The 16379-nt window shown below is 71.7% G+C and carries 10 protein-coding genes; 2 read left to right on the top strand and 8 right to left on the bottom strand.

Going from position 1 to position 16379, the window contains the following annotated elements; all coding sequences use genetic code 11:
• Nucleotides 1-115 precede the first annotated feature (115 nt).
• From FB157_RS25465 to FB157_RS25480, 4 genes are all read right to left on the bottom strand, one after another.
• Nucleotides 116-2092 (bottom strand): ATP-dependent DNA helicase, encoded by a 1977-nt coding sequence (locus FB157_RS25465; RefSeq protein ID WP_145882965.1) that lies wholly within the window; start codon nt 2090-2092, stop codon nt 116-118.
• A 216-nt stretch (nt 2093-2308) separates the two neighbouring features.
• Nucleotides 2309-3103 carry a GNAT family N-acetyltransferase gene (locus FB157_RS25470; protein WP_145882966.1) on the bottom strand — a complete coding sequence of 265 codons (795 nt, stop codon included), beginning with the start codon at nt 3101-3103 and terminating at the stop codon, nt 2309-2311.
• A 68-nt stretch (nt 3104-3171) separates the two neighbouring features.
• Nucleotides 3172-5118, bottom strand: coding sequence for an IucA/IucC family siderophore biosynthesis protein (locus FB157_RS25475; protein ID WP_145882967.1), 1947 nt, complete (start codon nt 5116-5118; stop codon nt 3172-3174).
• A 166-nt stretch (nt 5119-5284) separates the two neighbouring features.
• Nucleotides 5285-6757, bottom strand: a complete 1473-nt coding sequence (locus tag FB157_RS25480) for a diaminobutyrate--2-oxoglutarate transaminase family protein (RefSeq protein WP_145882968.1) — start codon at nt 6755-6757, stop codon at nt 5285-5287.
• A gap of 290 nt (nt 6758-7047) precedes the next feature.
• Here FB157_RS25480 and FB157_RS25485 point away from each other — a divergent pair, with 290 nt between their 5' ends.
• Together FB157_RS25485 and FB157_RS25490 are read left to right on the top strand one after the other, a co-directional pair.
• Entirely contained in the window at nt 7048-8280 is a 1233-nt protein-coding gene (locus tag FB157_RS25485) for a serine protease (protein WP_145882969.1), read from the top strand.
• A 135-nt stretch (nt 8281-8415) separates the two neighbouring features.
• The gene (locus FB157_RS25490) at nt 8416-9609 is read left to right on the top strand and encodes a serine protease (RefSeq protein ID WP_145882970.1); all 1194 of its coding nucleotides are present in this window, start codon (nt 8416-8418) and stop codon (nt 9607-9609) included.
• A gap of 66 nt (nt 9610-9675) precedes the next feature.
• On the opposite strand, the gene hflX is transcribed toward FB157_RS25490, so the two are convergent.
• The 4 genes from hflX to dapF form a co-directional block, all read right to left on the bottom strand.
• A complete protein-coding gene (gene hflX, locus FB157_RS25495; RefSeq protein ID WP_145882971.1) occupies nt 9676-11166 on the bottom strand; it encodes a GTPase HflX in 1491 nt (496 codons plus the stop codon).
• A 132-nt stretch (nt 11167-11298) separates the two neighbouring features.
• A complete protein-coding gene (locus FB157_RS25500) occupies nt 11299-12828 on the bottom strand; it encodes a M1 family metallopeptidase (RefSeq protein WP_145882972.1) in 1530 nt (509 codons plus the stop codon).
• Nucleotides 12829-12955: 127 nt separating this feature from the next.
• Complete coding sequence (locus FB157_RS25505; protein WP_145882973.1) at nt 12956-15187, bottom strand: bifunctional (p)ppGpp synthetase/guanosine-3',5'-bis(diphosphate) 3'-pyrophosphohydrolase; 2232 nt, start codon at nt 15185-15187, stop codon at nt 12956-12958.
• 282 nt (nt 15188-15469) lie between these two features.
• Nucleotides 15470-16345, bottom strand: coding sequence for a diaminopimelate epimerase (dapF, locus tag FB157_RS25510; protein WP_145882974.1), 876 nt, complete (start codon nt 16343-16345; stop codon nt 15470-15472).
• Nucleotides 16346-16379: the final 34 nt, after the last annotated feature.

The following is a 16379-nucleotide window of genomic DNA, read 5'->3' on the forward strand; positions in this document are numbered from 1 at the left end:
CCGCTCCCTGACCGGGCCCCGGGACCTCTGCGCCGGTTCCGGGGCCCTGTGCGTTCGGCTCCGCACAGAGCCGCCGTACGGCCCACCTGGCCCTATCGGTCCAGGTGGGAGAGGGTCACTGGGCTTCCGTCAGCTTCGCGGCCGCGTCGATCGCCGCGAGCGATTTGCGCACCTGGTTGCGGTCCGTGGTGTACCAGAACTCGGGCAGTGACGCCTTGAGGTAGCCGCCGTACCGCGCGGTGGCGAGCCTCTGGTCGAGTACGGCGACCACACCGCGGTCCTCGGAGGCCCGGACGAGACGGCCGGCGCCCTGGGCCATGAGCAGGGCCGCATGTGTCGCGGCCACCGCCATGAAGCCGTTGCCGCCCGCCTCCTCCACCGCCTTCTGGCGGGCGCTCATCAGCGGGTCGTCCGGGCGCGGGAACGGGATCTTGTCCATGACGACCAGCTGACAGCTGGGGCCCGGGACATCGACACCCTGCCACAGCGACAGCGTGCCGAAGAGGCAGGTCTTGGGGTCGGCCGCGAAGTTCTTGATCAGCTCGCCGAGGGTCTCCTCGCCCTGGAGCAGTATCGGGAACTCGGGGATCCGGGAGCGCAGCTCCTCGGCGGCGAGCTGGGCGGCCCGCATCGACGAGAACAGCCCGAGGGTGCGGCCCCCGGCCGCCTGGATCAGCTCGGTCAGCTCCTCGAGCATGTCGGTGCGCTCGCCGTCCCGTGCGGGGCGGGCGAGATGCTTGGCGACGTAGAGGATGCCCTGCTTGCGGTAGTCGAAGGGCGAGCCCACGTCGAGGCCCTTCCAGACCGGGAGATCCTCGCCCTCCACGCCCTCCGGCCCCAGCCCCAGGGAGGCCCCCACGCCGTTGAAGTCGCCGCCCAGCTTGAGGGTCGCCGAGGCGAGGACGACGCTGCGGTCCGCGAAGAGCTTCTCCCTGAGCAGCCCGGAGACCGACATGGGGGCGACACACAGGGAGGCGCCGAACCGGTCGTGGCGCTCGTACCAGACGACGTCCCACTCGGAGCCGTTCAGGACCCGCTCCGCCACGTCGTGGACCGTCTCCACCGAGGCCAGCGCCTGCTTGCGGACCGCGTCCTCGTCCTGGACGGACTTGTCACGGGTCGCGCCGATCGCGGAGATGACCGTGCGGGCCGCGTCCCGCATCGCCATCAGGGCATAGCCGAGGTCTTCCGGGATCTCCTCCAGACGGCCCGGCAGGGCCAGCTCCATCAGCCGCTCGAAGCCCTCGGCGGCGGTCTGGAGCTGGTCGGCGGCCTTCTCGTTGACGAGCTTGGCGGCTCGGCGCACGGCACGGTTGACCTGGCCGGGCGTGAGTTCGCCGGTGGCGACGCCGGTGACGCGGGAGACCAGCTCGTGCGCCTCGTCGACGATCAGAACCTCGTGCTGCGGGAGCACCGGTGCGCCCTCGATGGCGTCGATGGCCAAAAGCGCGTGGTTCGTGACGACGACCTCGGCGAGCTTGGCCCGCTCGCGGGCCATCTCCGCGAAGCACTCGGCGCCGTAGGCGCACTTCGACGCGCCCAGGCACTCACGGGAGGACACCGACACCTGGGACCAGGCACGGTCGGAGACGCCCGGCGTGAGGTCGTCCCGGTCGCCGGTCTCCGTCTCGTCGGCCCAGTCCCGCAGGCGCAGCAGGTCCTGGCCCAGCTTGCTGGTGGGAGCGGCGGCCTCGAACTGGTCGAAGAGCCCGTCCTCCTCGTCCTGCGGCATGCCCTCGTGCAGGCGGTGCAGGCACAGGTAGTTCGACCTGCCCTTGAGCATGGCGAACTCCGGGCGGCGGCGCAGCAGCGGGTGCAGGGCGTCGACGGTGCGGGGCAGGTCCCGTTCGACGAGCTGGCGCTGCAGCGCGAGTGTGGCCGTGGCGACGACCACACGCTCCCCGTGCGCGAGCGCGGGCACGAGATAGCCCAGCGACTTTCCGGTGCCGGTGCCGGCCTGGACCAGCAGATGGGATCCGTCGTCGATCGCCTCGGCGACCGATTCGGCCATGGACACCTGGCCGGGGCGCTCCGTACCGCCGACGGCTGCGACAGCGGCATGCAGGAGTTCGGGGAGTGAGGGCTTCGTCATAGCCCGACCACCCTACGGCCCGGCACTGACAAACGGGCGATCAAGGCTGGTACGAGGGATGGGATCACGGCCGGGGCTCCTGGGACGGGGCGGGATGGGGGCGAGGACGGGCGGCGCGTACGGCTCGTTCGGCGGGGCTCCGGAATCCGTTCCGGGCGAGCGGGAACCACAGCGGCCCGCCGGACGTACAACATGTGAACGCTCAGCCACGCAGCGTTACATCAGACCGCGCAGGACTCGGTCCCGGATCATGAGGGCGGCCTGCTTGCCGGGCAGGTCGATCTCGGCCTCGAACCGAAAGCCTGCGCTCAGGAAGGCGGCCACGGAGGGGGTGTTGCGAAGATCGGGCTCCGCGACGACACGGGAGCATGCGGGGCGACGGTCGAGGACCAGATCGGCCACGGCTCTGAGCAGGGCGGATCCCAGTCCGCGCCCTCGGTCGGCGGCGCCGCCGATGAGGAGGTGGATCCCGGTGTCGTGCGGACGGGCCGGGTAGTGGCGGGCCAGTGGATCCAGGTCCGCCCGGTAGATCTCCCAATAGCTCATGGGGGTGCCGTCCAGCACGCCCAGGCAGGGAGTGCTGCGTCCGTCGCCGTCGATCTGGGCGCGCAGGTGGCTCTCCGTCTGGTTGTGGGCCCCGGCCAGCTCCCAGAACGGGGCGACGGCGGGGTCGTGCATCCAGCGCCGGACGAGTGGCAGATCGTGTTCGAGACGCACCGGCACCAGCTGGAACATGCCCACAGGGGTGGGGTTCGGCCCCCAGGTGGGGATCTGGTCGAGCAGGTCGTCCAGGCCGTGGGCGAGGCGAGGCTCGACGAACCGGGCGATGAACTCGTCGGGCAGGCGCAGGTCCAGCGTGTCCTCGCCGTCCCCGAAGGACGAGGTGTCCCCGGCGCCCTTGCCCCAGGCGCCGTCGCCCCCGGTGCCCCGGAAGTCCCAGGGGCCGGTGTCGCCCGGGTGGAGGGGGACGGAGCCGGGGCCGGTGCCGGCGCTCGCGTCGGTGGGAGGCACGGAGCGCTCCTCTCAGGAGACGAAGGGGGGCATGGCCCTCGGAGATGACGGAAGACGGTGCGGTTCGTTCAGGAGTGAAGGGGGTTGGCGATGGTGACGTAGACGGACTGGGTGTCGACCGGGCCGACGAGTTCGTCGAGGCCGTGCAGTCTGGTCAGCAGGTTGGCCTTGCAGCGCAGGGTGGGTGAGTCGAGGAGGAGGCCGGGGAGCGAGGAGCGGGGGGCGTCGGGGCCCGAGGCGACGTCGGTGAGGAAGCGGCGGAACGCCGCGAGGAGCAGTCGCTCGTCGGCGAGGCGCTGGGAGCCGAACGCGCCGATCAGGCCGAGCACGTTGTTGATGGCGAGGTAGTACGCGAAGCGTTCGTCGGTTACCTCGTCCGAGACGAACGTGTCGCTGTGCTCGCCGATGCCGGGCAGCCGGGCATCGAGGTCGGCCCGCCGGGACTCGCGGAAGTAGTAGCCCTGGTTGTCGCGGTAGCGGCCACCGGCGGGCCAGCCGTCGCGGTCGAGCAGGAGCAGCGTGTTCTGCTGGTGCGCTTCGAGGGCGATGCCGGCTTCGCTGTCCAGCCACAGCACGGGGCGGACGACCTGTTCGAGGTAGCGCAGGAACCACTCCGCGGCGACGGCTCCGACGGGCCGGCCGGTGCCGGCGGACAGCCGTGCGACGAGCTGGGCCAGTCGGGAGCGGTGGAGCCAGGGGCCGTTAGTCGCTGCGGCGTTGATGCCGGGTTCGGTGAGGGGCCGGGGTGAGACGAGACCGGCGACGCAGCCGACGTCGTCGGCAGGGGCGAACGGGTTGTGCCTGATCATGGCGTCGAGGCCGGGCACGGGGCGGCCGTCCGGGTCGTCGACGGCGAGCCAGGCCGGGTCGCGGACGATGTCGAAGCCGGGATGCACGGCCTGCCACTGCTTGAACAGGCCGCCGCGCAGCAGCCGGTGCACCTCGACTCCGCGATGGAGTTCCTTGCGCAGGTTCTCGCGACGGGAGTTGGTGATGCGCAGTCCCAGCGACAGCTTGAGCATCGCGGGGGCGCCGGACTGGTGGACGGTGCGTACGGAGGAGGTGGGGTGCCAGTCGGAGCCGAGCGGACCGAGGTCGCGGAGGGCGCCGGAGTCGAGCAGAGCGGCGACCGGTTCACGGTGCCGGACCTCGCGTGCCTGCCAGGGGTGCAGGGGCAGGGCGCAGTATCCGTCGGGCAGCGGCAGGGCGGTCCCGGCGAGTCGTTGTGTGAGGTGGTCGGCGGGGACGGGACGTCCGCGCTCGGTCCAGGCCGAGTCGGTCGCGAGCAGAGAGGGGGCGACAGCCATCCAGTGCAGGGGGAAGGAGCCGCGCAGCTCCGGCGAGTACAGCAGGCCCTCGGTCTCGGTCAGGCCTTCCCGGCTCTTCGGGGTCGGATGCAGGGGGTGTCCGAGGAGAAGGGCCTGCTCGGCGGCGAGGAACAGGTCGGGGCCGTCCGCCGGGTGTGTGCGGCGGTCGCGGATGAAGATCGCGGTGCGGCGCAGGGAGTCGGCCACCCTGGCGACCATGTCGGCGCCGTCGTCGGAGGCCGTGGGCTTCGAGGTGCTTCTGCCCTCCCTGTCCCCGGGTGTCTCCCTGGCGAGCAGCGCTGCGAGGGTGACCGCGTCGACCGGTGGGGCCGTTTCGGGGGCGTCGGCGAGGCGGGGTGGCCCGAAGCGGTGCCAGCCCGTCGGGGACCAGTGGCGGATCGGTGCGATCAGGGCGGTGCCGCTGCCGGGCAGGGGGATGCGCAGGGTGTTGGTCGCGGGGGCGGCGAGGTTCGTCTCCCGTACCCAGCAGCGCAGGAGGCTCTCCACGGCGGCGGCCTGGGCTGCGGTGCGGGGGTCGGGGTCGTCCAGCGGATCGGCGCCGGGCTCTCCCGCACGGGTGCCGTCCGGGGTCCGCCTCTTCTGCGGGGGTACCGAATCGGCGAGCGGCACCGGAGAGGGCTGGGAGCCGGAGTCACCCTGGTCGTCGGGGCCGCCGGACCTGCCGTCGGGTGTGGGGGTGGCGTTCAAGACGGCTCCTCGGGGCTGGTCTGGGGTGTGGCGGGGCTGGTCTCGTCCGGTCGGGCGCGCTCGGTCGTCGTGCCGTGGTCGGTGGGGCGCCCTGGTGGCGAGGACGTGTGGCGCAGGCGGTGTCGGGCTCTCCGGCTGCGGCGGTGCGGGCGCCGGTGTGCGGTGTCTAGCCGGTGCCCTGGGCAGGGCCGTCCGGCCGGTGCTGACGGTGGCCGCGGTCCTGCTGACGGCGGGTCGCGGCGGCCACCGCGTCGGCGAGGCGGTCCAGCACGGCTGCCGCCTGCTCGTCGCTGATGGTCAGCGGCGGAAGGAGCCGTACGACACTGTCGTGGCGGCCGCCCAGCTCCACGATGAGGCCGCGGTCGAGGCACTCCCGCTGGACGACCGCGGCGAGTTCGGGGTCCGCGGGGCGTGGCGCGCGGGTGGGTTCCAGCCCGCTCGTCGTGACGTGGTGGTCGTCGGCGGAGGGGGTTGCACCCGGCCCGGTCCCCTCGCCCTCCGGGTCCACCAGTTCGACGCCGATCATCAGGCCGCGGCCCCGCACGTCCCCGACGCAGGGGAACTCCGGCTGCAGTCCGCGCAGTTCGGACAGCATCCGGGAGCCGAGGACGGCGGCCCGCTCGGCGAGGCCGTTCTCTCGGACATGGGCCAGGGTTGCGGTGCCCGCGGCCATGGCCAGCTGGTTGCCGCGGAAGGTGCCCGCGTGGGCGCCGGGCTGCCAGACGTCGAGGTCGTCGCGGTAGACGACCACGGCCAGCGGGAGGCTGCCGCCGATGGCCTTGGACAGGACCATGACGTCGGGCGTGACGCCGCTGTGCCCGACGCCCCAGAAGGCGCCGGTGCGGCCGACGCCGGTCTGGATCTCGTCGGCGATCAGCGGGACGGACCGGTCGGCCGTGATCTGCCGCATACGGCGCAGCCAGTCGTCCGGCGCCGGGATCACCCCGCCCTCGCCCTGGACGGGTTCGAGGATCATCCCGGCGGGCAGCGGCACGCCCGACTTGGGGTCGTCGAGGAGGGACTCGGTCCAGCGGGCGGCGAGTTCGGCGCCGGGCGGGCCTCCGACACCGAAGGGGCAGCGGTAGTCCTGCGGGTAGGGCAGACGGGCGACCCGTACGTCGCCCGCGCCGCCGGAGGCGGCGAGGGCTCCGGAGGTCATGCCGTGGTAGGCGCCGGTGAAGGCGAGCATGCCGGTACGCCCGGTCGCGGCCCTGACCAGCTTGAAGGCGGCCTCGACCGCATCGGTGCCGGCCGGTCCGCAGAACTGGACGCGGGCGCGGTCGGCGAGCCCGGGCGGCAGGGTGCGGAACAGTTCGGTGATGAACGCGTCCTTGACGGGGGTCGCCAGGTCGAGGACGGAGAGCGGGGCGCCGGATTCGAGGACGCGGCGGATGGCTTCCAGCACGACCGGGTGGTTGTGGCCGAGGGCGAGCGTTCCGGCGCCGGAGAGGCAGTCCAGGTAGCGGCGGCCGTCGGCGCCCTCGATGGTCATCCCCCGGGCCCGCACGGGCACGATGGGCAGGGCGCGTGCGTAGGTGCGCGCCGCGGACTCGCGCGCCGACTGGCGCCTGAGGATCCCCTCGTGCACGGCACGCGCTCCCCCGTGCGCCCCTTCAGCCACCGACTCGGTCACGGCCACGGCTCGCTGTCCTCCCTGCTGTCCAGAGGCGAGTTGATCCACGGGGACCGGGCACAGGCAGCAGGACCCCCACCGCTACCAACAGCTCACGAGCCTGCGGGTTACGGGTTGCCTCAAGATCCTTGCCGTGACGGAACTGTTGCGCTTCCGTCGGAAGTCACCCACAGCGAGCGCATAGTGTGTGGTCCCGTTCCCATAAAGCCGTGACACCGGCATGAACTCCGAGCGGGTTCACGGCCGGTGCCGCAGCCGAAGCGCCGAGTTCCTTTACAGCAGGGGGAGTCAAGACCATGCGATCCATACGGCCGTCGTTCACCGTTCGCCGCGGGAGGGGTGCGTCCCGCAGAACCTCCCCCGCGCTGGCGGCGGTCGCCCTCGCTTCGGCGCTGGCCCTGACCGCCACCGCCTGCAACGGCGACGACCACGCCGACGGCAAGCCGACCGCCAGCGCGACGGCGAACGGGACCGGCGACGGAAAGATCCAGATCCCGGACGACATCAAGAACAAGCTCAAAGAGCACGGGATCGACATCGACAAGTGGAAGAACGGCGCCTGGAAGAACTGGAACAGGGACGACTGGCTGCGCGAGGCCAACGACTTCATCAACCCGATCATCAAGGGCCTGTGGGACCCGGACCGGATGCGGGGCGCCAACGACCCGGACAAGGACAAGGGTGTCGACGACAACGACATCTCCGGCGACCAGGGCGTGACCGACCCGACCCCGGCGCCGGTGAAGGCACAGGCGGTCCGGCCGCCGTACCACACCAGCGCGGCCACGTCGGGCAAGGTGTTCTTCGACTCCCCCGAGGGCACCATGGTCTGCTCGGCGACGGTCGTGCAGGACCCGGCGCACCCGGGCAAGTCCAACCTCATCTGGACGGCGGGGCACTGCGTGCACGCCGGCAAGAGCGGCGGCTGGTACCGCAACATCGCCTTCGTGCCGTCGTACAACAACGCGGCCAAGTCGGCGGACCAGCTGCAGAACGCCGCACGGGAAGAGGTCGCGCCGTACGGCGTCTGGTGGGCCGACGGTGCGAAGACCTCGCAGCAGTGGATCGACCAGGGTGGTGAGACCGGCGGCAACGGCGCCTCCTACGACTACGCCGTGATCCACGTGACCCCGGAGCAGGGCAACGCCGGGAAGTCGCTTGAGGAGACTGTCGGCGGCGCGCTTCCGGTGAACTTCAACGCCCCTGCCGTGCCGCAGGTGCGGAGCATCACGGCGACCGGCTACCCGGCGGCGGCTCCTTACGACGGCCAGCTGGCGTACCAGTGCCAGGACAAGCCGGGCCGGCTGTCGATCAACAAGTCGGACCCGACGATGTACCGCATCGGCTGCACGATGACCGGTGGCTCCTCCGGCGGCGGCTGGGTGGAGACGGGCGCGGACGGCAAGCCGGCGCTCGTGTCCAACACGTCCATCGGCCCGGTGACTTCGGGCTGGCTGGCGGGTCCCCGGCTGGGTGAGGTGGCCAAGGGCGTGTACGACTCGGTCAGCAAGAAGTTCGCCGGACGGTAGGTCCGCGGGCACAGTCCGGGCACGGGCGGCGGCAAGGCGTCTCACAGGAACCTTCACCGTCTCGCCGCCGTCCGTCCCCGATCCCACGGGCATAGTGGGATGTCATCAAAAGCTTCAACGGGGGTTATCGCACCAATGCGTTCCGCACATAGGTCCTCGAGGGGCCGTCGCCGTACCGTCCTTGCCGCGACCGGCCTGGTCGCCGCCCTGGCGCTCACCGCCACGGCCTGCAACGGCTCCGACGACGACAAGGCGGGCGGCCGGGCCGGCGCTTCGCAGGCCGCCGGCGACGACGGCAAGGTCCACATACCGGACGACATCAAGGACAAGCTCAAGAAGCACGGCGTCGACGTCGACAAGTGGCAGAACGGCGGCTGGAAGAACTGGGACAAGGACAAGTGGCTCAGTGAGGCCAAGGATTTCGTCAACCCGGTGATCCAGGGTCTGTGGAAGCCGGAGCGGATGAAGTCCGCCAAGGAGGCCAACAAGACGCTGTCCACCAAGGACGCCGCCGCCGACCAGGGCGTCAGTGACCCGGAGCCGCAGCCGGTCAAGGCCGTGGCGGAGAAGACGCCGTACCACCGGAACGCGGCCCCCGTGGGCAAGGTCTTCTTCGACTCGCCCGAGGGTGCGATGGTCTGCTCCGGCACGGTGATCAAGGACGTCAACCACCCGGGCAAGTCCAACCTGGTGTGGACGGCGGGCCACTGCGTGCACGCCGGCAAGGAGGGCGGCTGGTACCGCAACATCGCCTTCGTGCCGTCGTACAACGACCTCGGCAAGCCGGAGTCGGAGCTGGCGAACGCGACGACCTCGGAGGTCGCGCCGTACGGCACGTGGTGGGCGGACTGGGCCTCGACCTCGAACGAGTGGATCCAGGGCGGCTCGGAGTCGGGCGGCTCGGGTGCGCCGTACGACTACGCGGTGCTGCACGTGAAGCCCGAGTCCGGGGCCAAGTCGCTGGAGGAGACGGTCGGGGCTGCCCTCGACGTCGACTTCTCGGCGCCGTCCGCGACCGAGGTGTCGACCATGGGCGCCTGGGGCTACCCGGCGGCGCCGCCGTTCAACGGGCTGAAGATGTTCAAGTGCCTCGACCGGCCCGGCCGGCTGTCGCTGAGCTCGTCGCTGCCCACGATGTACCGGATCGGCTGCACCATGACCGGCGGCTCCTCCGGCGGCGGCTGGTTCCGTGTGGTGAACGGCAGGACCGCGCTGGTCTCGAACACGTCGATCGGCCCGACGAACAACACCTGGCTCGCCGGCCCGCAGCTCGGTCCGGAGGCCCAGGCGCTCTACGAGAGCATGAGCAAGACGTACGGCGGTCGCTGACCGCACACGGCCGGAAGGCCCGTTCCCTCGTGCGAGGGAACGGGCCTTCCGGCCGTGCTGGGAGTGTCAGGCGAGCTGCGCCGGAACGTACGGCGCGAGGTCGGCCGCGAGTTCCTCGTGGACCCGGACCTTGAGCAGGGTGCCCTCCGGGGTGTGCTCCTCGGAGATCACCTCGCCCTCGGTGTGGGCGCGGGCGACGAGCTTGCCGTGCGTGTACGGCACGATCGCCTCGATCTCGACCGACGGCCGCGGCAGGTCGCTGTCGATCAGTGCCAGCAGCTCCTCGAGGCCCTGGCCGGTGCGGGCCGAGACCGCGATGGAGCGCTTCTCGATCCGCATCAGCCGCTGGAGCACCAGCGGGTCGGCCGCGTCCGCCTTGTTGATCACGACGATCTCGGGTACGTCGGTGGCGCCGACGTCCCGGATCACCTCGCGCACGGCGGCGAGCTGCTCCTCCGGGGCCGGGTGCGAGCCGTCCACCACATGCAGGATCAGGTCGGAGTCGCCGACCTCCTCCATGGTGGAGCGGAACGCCTCGACCAGGTGGTGCGGCAGGTGCCGGACGAAGCCGACGGTGTCGGCCAGGGTGTACAGGCGGCCGCTCGGGGTCTCCGCGCGGCGCACGGTCGGGTCCAGGGTCGCGAACAGGGCGTTCTCGACCAGGACGCCCGCGCCGGTGAGGCGGTTGAGCAGGGAGGACTTGCCGGCGTTGGTGTAGCCCGCGATGGCGACGGACGGCACCTTGTGACGCCGGCGCTCCTGGCGCTTGATCTCGCGGCCGGTCTTCATCTCCGCGATCTCCCGGCGCATCTTCGCCATCTTCTCGCGGATCCGTCGCCGGTCCGTCTCGATCTTGGTCTCACCGGGGCCACGGGTGGCGAGGCCGCCGCGACCGCCACCCATCTGGCGGGACAGCGACTGACCCCAGCCTCGCAGCCTCGGCAGCATGTACTGCATCTGCGCGAGCGCGACCTGCGCCTTGCCCTCTCGGGACTTGGCGTGCTGGGCGAAGATGTCGAGGATCAGGGCCGTGCGGTCGATGACCTTGACCTTGACGACGTCCTCGAGCTGGATCAGCTGGCCCGGGCTCAGCTCACCGTCGCAGATGACGGTGTCGGCGCCCGTCTCGAGGACGATGTCGCGCAGCTCCAGCGCCTTGCCGGAGCCGATGTAGGTGGCCGCGTCGGGCTTGTCACGGCGCTGGATCACGCCGTCGAGCACGAGCGCGCCCGCGGTCTCGGCGAGGGCGGCCAGCTCCGCGAGGGAGTTGTCCGCGTCCTGCGCCGTGCCCGTGGTCCACACCCCGACGAGCACGACCCGCTCCAGGCGGAGCTGTCGGTACTCGACCTCGGTGACGTCCTCGAGCTCGGTGGAGAGGCCCGCCACACGGCGCAGCGCCGCGCGTTCGGAGCGGTCGAACTGGTCGCCGTCCCGCTCGCCGTCGATCTCGTGGCTCCAGGCGACGTCCTCTTCCATCAGGGCATCGGCCCGAAGACCTTCGGGATAGTCGTGCGCGAGGCGCTTGGTGTCCTGGGAAGGGGAAGAAGAGGAGGTCATTGGATCCTTACGTCGATGCGAATGCCGAATCGGCGGACATTGTCTCAACGCGTGGGCACCCCGGGAGATTCCCGTGTCCGTACCGCGCCGACCTGAAGATGGTCGCACGGTACGGCCCGTCTCGTCACCGCCTTATTTCCGGGCCGGGCCCATGGCACGCATGGTGTCCTCGGTGTTCTTGGCGTCCCTGCCCGGCTTCATGGTCTTCCAGTCCGGGTGGCCGGGCATCGGCGGGGTCTTCTCCCCGTACAGCCAGTCCTCGAGGAACCCGCTCAGGTCGCGGCCGGCGACGGCCGAGGCGAGGCGGATGTAGTCGGCGGTGGTGGCGGTGGAGTCCCGGTGCTGCTTGACCCACAGCTTCTCCAGGCGCTCGAAGGCCCGTGCGCCGATCTCCTGGCGCAGGGCGTAGAGGGCCAGCGCGGCGCCGTCGTAGATGTTGGGACGGAAGATGCCGATCTTCTGGCCGGGCGCGGGCGGCTTGGGCCGGGCGGGCGGGCCGCCGGAGGCGCGCCAGCTGTCGGAGGCGCTGTAGGCGGCCTTCATCCGGTCCTCCATGGGCTTGTGCGCCTTCTCCTCCGAGTAGAGGGACTCGTACCAGGTGGCGTGGCCCTCGTTCAGCCAGACGTCGGACCAGGTGCGGGGGCTGACGCTGTCGCCGAACCACTGGTGGGACAGCTCGTGCACCATGATCGACTCGAGGTACCACTTGGGGTAGTCGGGCCCCGTGAACAGGCGCTTCTCGAAGAGCGAGAGAGTCTGTGTCTCCAGTTCGAATCCGGTGGAGGCCTGCGCCATGAGCACGCCGTACGTCTCGAACGGGAACTTGCCGACCTTGCTCTCCATCCAGGCGATCTGGTCGGGCGTCTTCGCGAGCCAGGGTTCGAGTTCCTTGCGGTCGGCGCTGGGCACGACGTCCCGGACCGGCAGCCCGTGCGGCCCGTCGCGGTGCAGGACGGCGGAGCGGCCGATGGACACCTGGGCGAGTTCGGTGGCCATGGGGTGCTCGGTGCGGTAGGTCCAGGTGGTGCCGTTGCCGACCCGGTTCGCTCCGGCGGGTACGCCGTTGGCGACGACGGTGTAACCGTTCGGGGCGGTGACGTGGATGGTGAACATCGCCTTGTCGGACGGGTGGTCGTTGCACGGGAAGACCAGGTGGGCGGCGTCGGCCTGGTTGGCCATGGCGAGGCCGTCGGAGGTGCGCACCCAGCCGCCGTCCTCGTCCTTGCCAGCGACGGGATCGCTGGTGTGCGTCACGACGATCCGGGTCCAGTGGCCCTTGTGCAGGGATCGCACCGGCGTGACGACCAGGTCCTGGCCGGCACTCGTGAAGCCGGCGCGGCGGCCGTCGACCTCGACGGACTCGACCTTGCCGTGCGCGAAGTCGAGGTTGACGCGGTCCAGGTCGGCGGTCGTCCGGGCGTCGATCGTCGTGACGGCCCGGAGCGGCTTGTCGTTGGAGCCGGGATAGGTGAAGGACAGGTCGTACGACGCCACGTCGTATCCGGGGTTGCCCAGGTACGGGTAGAGGCGGTCGCCGACGCCCAGGGGCTGGGCGGGTGCGGCGGCGGCGAGGAGGCAGACGGAGACGGCGGAGGCGAGCAGGGCAGCCGTCCGGCGGCGCAGGGGCCGGTGGTTCGCGCGCGGGCGGGAGGTGAGCGGCATGCAACACCGCTACCAGCGCGCGCGTGCGCCACGGCGGCGACGCGCGCCCGGCCCACCCGAACGGGTTCGTCCGGAGCGCCTTTCTCAGGAAGCCCGGCGGCTCTTCTCGCGGGACGCCGGCGTCGCTTCAGGAAGCGGGCGCCTGGTGCTGGGCCCTGCTCACGTCGTACACCCCGGCCACGTCGCGCATCGCGCGCATGAGGGCCGGGAGGTGGGCCGCGTCGGGCAGCTCCAGGGTGTAGGTGTGGCGGACCCGCTGCTGGGTCGGGGGTTCCACGGTCGCGGAGACGATCTCGGCGCCCTGCAGGGCGATCGCCTCGGTGAGGTCGGCGAGCAGATGGGGGCGGCCGAACGATTCAGCGACCAGGGTGACCCGGCACGCGGTGGTGTCTCCCCAGCGCACACCGATCTCCGCACGCCCCCGGCTCTTCATGTGCGCCACCCCCGCACACCCCACGCGGTGCACGGTCACCACTCCCCCGCGCACGGCGAAGCCGGTGATCTCGTCGGGCGGTACGGGCGTACAGCACCCGGCGAGGCGTACGGCGGCCCCGGGGCGGTCCGCCAGGACGTCGGCGCCGCGTGGGCGGCCCGCGGCGGCGCCGTCGGTCCCGGCGGACCGGGCGGCCGTACCGCTCGCCGTGGCCGCGCCGCCTCCCGTGCCCGCGGTGCTCCCGCCGGCGCTCGCTGACTCGCCCTCCGCACCGCTCGCCGCGGCCGCGCCAGTCCCGCCCTCCGCACCCTCGGCCCCGCCCTCCGCGTCCCCGGCCGGGTGCGTGGCCAGCCATCGCTGGATGGCGATGCGGGCGGCCGGGGTGTGTGCGTGCTCCAGCCACTCGCGGGAGGGCTCGGAGGCCGGGTCCTGGCCCATGAGGAGCTGGACCGTGTCGCCGTCTCTCAGGATCGTGCTGAGGGTAGCCAGGCGGCCGTTGACCCGGGCGCCGATGCAGGCGTGGGCGTCCTCGCCGTACTGCGCGTAGGCGGCGTCCACACAGGTGGCGCCCTCGGGCAGGCCCAGAGTGCCGCCGTCGGGGCGGAAGACGGTGATCTCGCGGTCCTGGGCGAGGTCCTCGCGCAGGGTGGACCAGAAGGTGTCCGGGTCGGGCGCGGCCTGCTGCCAGTCGAGGAGGCGGGAGAGCCAGCCGGGGCGGGTGGGGTCGGCGCGCTCGCCGTCGGCCGGGTCGTCGGAGCCCGGTGCGTACGGGTTGCCGAGGGCGACCACGCCGGCTTCGGCCACCTTGTGCATCTGGTGGGTGCGGATGAGGACTTCGGCGACCTGGCCGTCCGCGCGGGCGACCGCGGTGTGCAGGGACTGGTAGAGGTTGAACTTCGGTACGGCGATGAAGTCCTTGAACTCCGAGACGACCGGCGTCATGCAGGTGTGCAGTTCACCGAGGACGCCGTAACAGTCCGCGTCCTCGTTCACGAGCACCAGGAGGCGGCCGAAGTCGGCGCCGCGCAGTTCTCCGCGTTTTCGGGCCACACGGTGGACGGAGACGAAGTGGCGGGGGCGGATGAGGACTTCGGCCGGGATGTCCGCCTCGCGCAGCACTCCACGGGCCTCGTCGGCGATCTCCGAGAGGGGATCGTCGGAGCGGGCCGCGTTCGCGGCGATCAGCTCCCTGGTGTGTTCGTACTCCTCGGGATGGAGGATGGCGAAGACGAGGTCCTCCAGTTCGGTCTTCAGGGCCTGCACACCCAGGCGTTCGGCGAGCGGGATGAGGACGTCGCGGGTGACCTTGGCGATCCGCTCCTGCTTCTCGGGGCGCATCACGCCGAGCGTGCGCATGTTGTGCAGGCGGTCGGCGAGCTTGATCGACATGACGCGCACGTCGCTGCCCGTGGCGACGAGCATCTTGCGGAAGGTCTCGGGCTCGGCGGCCGCTCCGTAGTCGACCTTCTCCAGCTTCGTGACGCCGTCGACCAGGTAACGCACCTCCTCGCCGAACTGCTCGCGCACCTGGTCCAGCGTCACATCGGTGTCCTCGACGGTGTCGTGGAGCAGAGAGGCCGTCAAGGTGGTGGTCTCGGCGCCGAGTTCGGCGAGGATCAGGGTCACGGCCAGCGGGTGCGTGATGTACGGCTCGCCGCTCTTGCGCATCTGGCCGCGGTGCGAGGACTCGGCCAGGACGTAGGCGCGGCGCAGGGGTTCGAGGTCCGCGTCGGGGTGGTGGGCGCGGTGCGCCTCCACGACGTGGCCGATCGCGTCGGGCAGCCTGCCGCGAACGGCGGGGCCGAGCAGCGCGGCCCGGCCGAGCCTGCGCAGGTCGATCCGGGCCCGGGACTTCCTGCGGGCCACTGTGGGCGCCGTGGGCGCTACCGGGCCAGGGGTCGCAGGGTTCGTGGCCTCCGCACTCATGGGCACCTCCGGCTCGTCGACCGGCGGACGGAGCCCAGGGCATGCGCGGCTCAGGGATGGCAACGTTCCCCCGTCCGTGCCGGTGCTTGATGCTACCGAGCCCACCACGTGCGACTGACCGCCTCTCGCCGAGCGTGAAACGGATCACCCAATCGAGCGACGACGAGGAGGTTTAGAGTTTGCGCCACCTGCCCTGCACTCGGCCGCGGTTTCGAACGGTCCCGGCCGCCGGAAATCACCGAAACCGGCGCCCGGAGCCGCTCGTTGCACGGTTTCCCCAGGTCAGCGGAGCGCGTTTTCCAGCCACTGGGAGTCGATCTCGCCCTCGGCGACGATCACGGCGGGTCCGGTCATCTCGATCTCGCCGTCCGGCCGTTCGGTGATGACCAGGCGCCCGCCGGGCACGTCCACGGTGTACGTCGTCGGCGCACCGGTGACGGCCGGGTCGGCACCGTCGCGCCGGGCGGTGGCCACGGCGACCGCGCACGCGCCGGTGCCGCAGGAGCGGGTCTCGCCGGAGCCGCGCTCGTGCACGCGCATCGCGACGTGCCGGGGGCCGCGGTCGACGACGAACTCGACGTTGACCCCGTCCGGGTAGGCGGCCGCCGGGCTGACGGGCGGCGCGGCGTACAGGTTGCCGGCGTGTGCGAGGTCCTCGACGAAGGCGACGGCGTGCGGGTTGCCCATGTTCACGTTGCGCGCGGGCCAGCTGCGCTCGCCGACGCTCACGGAGACCTCGCCCTCGGGCAGGCGGGCCCTGCCCATGCCGATGGTGACGTCACCGTCCTTCGCGATGTGCACGCTCTTCACGCCCGCGCGCGTGGCGATCGAGAGGTCGCCCTCGCCCACGAGCCCGGCGTGCTGGAGGTAGCGGGCGAACACCCGGGTGCCGTTGCCGCACATCTCCGCGATCGAGCCGTCGCCGTTGCGGTAGTCCATGAACCACTCCGCCTCGGCGGCCATCTCCCGGGCCTCCGGGTGCGCGGCGGACCGGACGACGTGCAGCACCCCGTCGCCGCCGATGCCGGCGCGGCGGTCGCACAGGGCGGCGACGGTCTCCGGCGTGAGGTCGAGGGCGTTCTCGGGGTCCGGGACGATCACGAAGTCGTTCTCGGTGCCGTGGCCCTTGAGGAAGGAAATCCGCGTGCGCGTGCTCATTCCTCGATCGTAAGGGAAGGGCGTCCTCGCGCTG

Source organism: Streptomyces sp. BK340, assembly GCF_007827595.1.
Classification (GTDB): domain Bacteria; phylum Actinomycetota; class Actinomycetes; order Streptomycetales; family Streptomycetaceae; genus Streptomyces.

What these genes read in the sequence shown, in the direction of transcription:
- FB157_RS25465 (WP_145882965.1), bottom strand. Translation starts at nt 2,092, where the DNA reads ATGACGAAGCCCTCACTCCCCGAACTCCTGCATGCCGCTGTCGCAGCC.
- FB157_RS25485 (WP_145882969.1), top strand. Translation starts at nt 7,048, where the DNA reads ATGCGATCCATACGGCCGTCGTTCACCGTTCGCCGCGGGAGGGGTGCG.
- FB157_RS25490 (WP_145882970.1), top strand. Translation starts at nt 8,416, where the DNA reads ATGCGTTCCGCACATAGGTCCTCGAGGGGCCGTCGCCGTACCGTCCTT.
- hflX (WP_145882971.1), bottom strand. Translation starts at nt 11,166, where the DNA reads ATGACCTCCTCTTCTTCCCCTTCCCAGGACACCAAGCGCCTCGCGCAC.
- FB157_RS25500 (WP_145882972.1), bottom strand. Translation starts at nt 12,828, where the DNA reads ATGCCGCTCACCTCCCGCCCGCGCGCGAACCACCGGCCCCTGCGCCGC.
- FB157_RS25505 (WP_145882973.1), bottom strand. Translation starts at nt 15,187, where the DNA reads ATGAGTGCGGAGGCCACGAACCCTGCGACCCCTGGCCCGGTAGCGCCC.
- dapF (WP_145882974.1), bottom strand. Translation starts at nt 16,345, where the DNA reads ATGAGCACGCGCACGCGGATTTCCTTCCTCAAGGGCCACGGCACCGAG.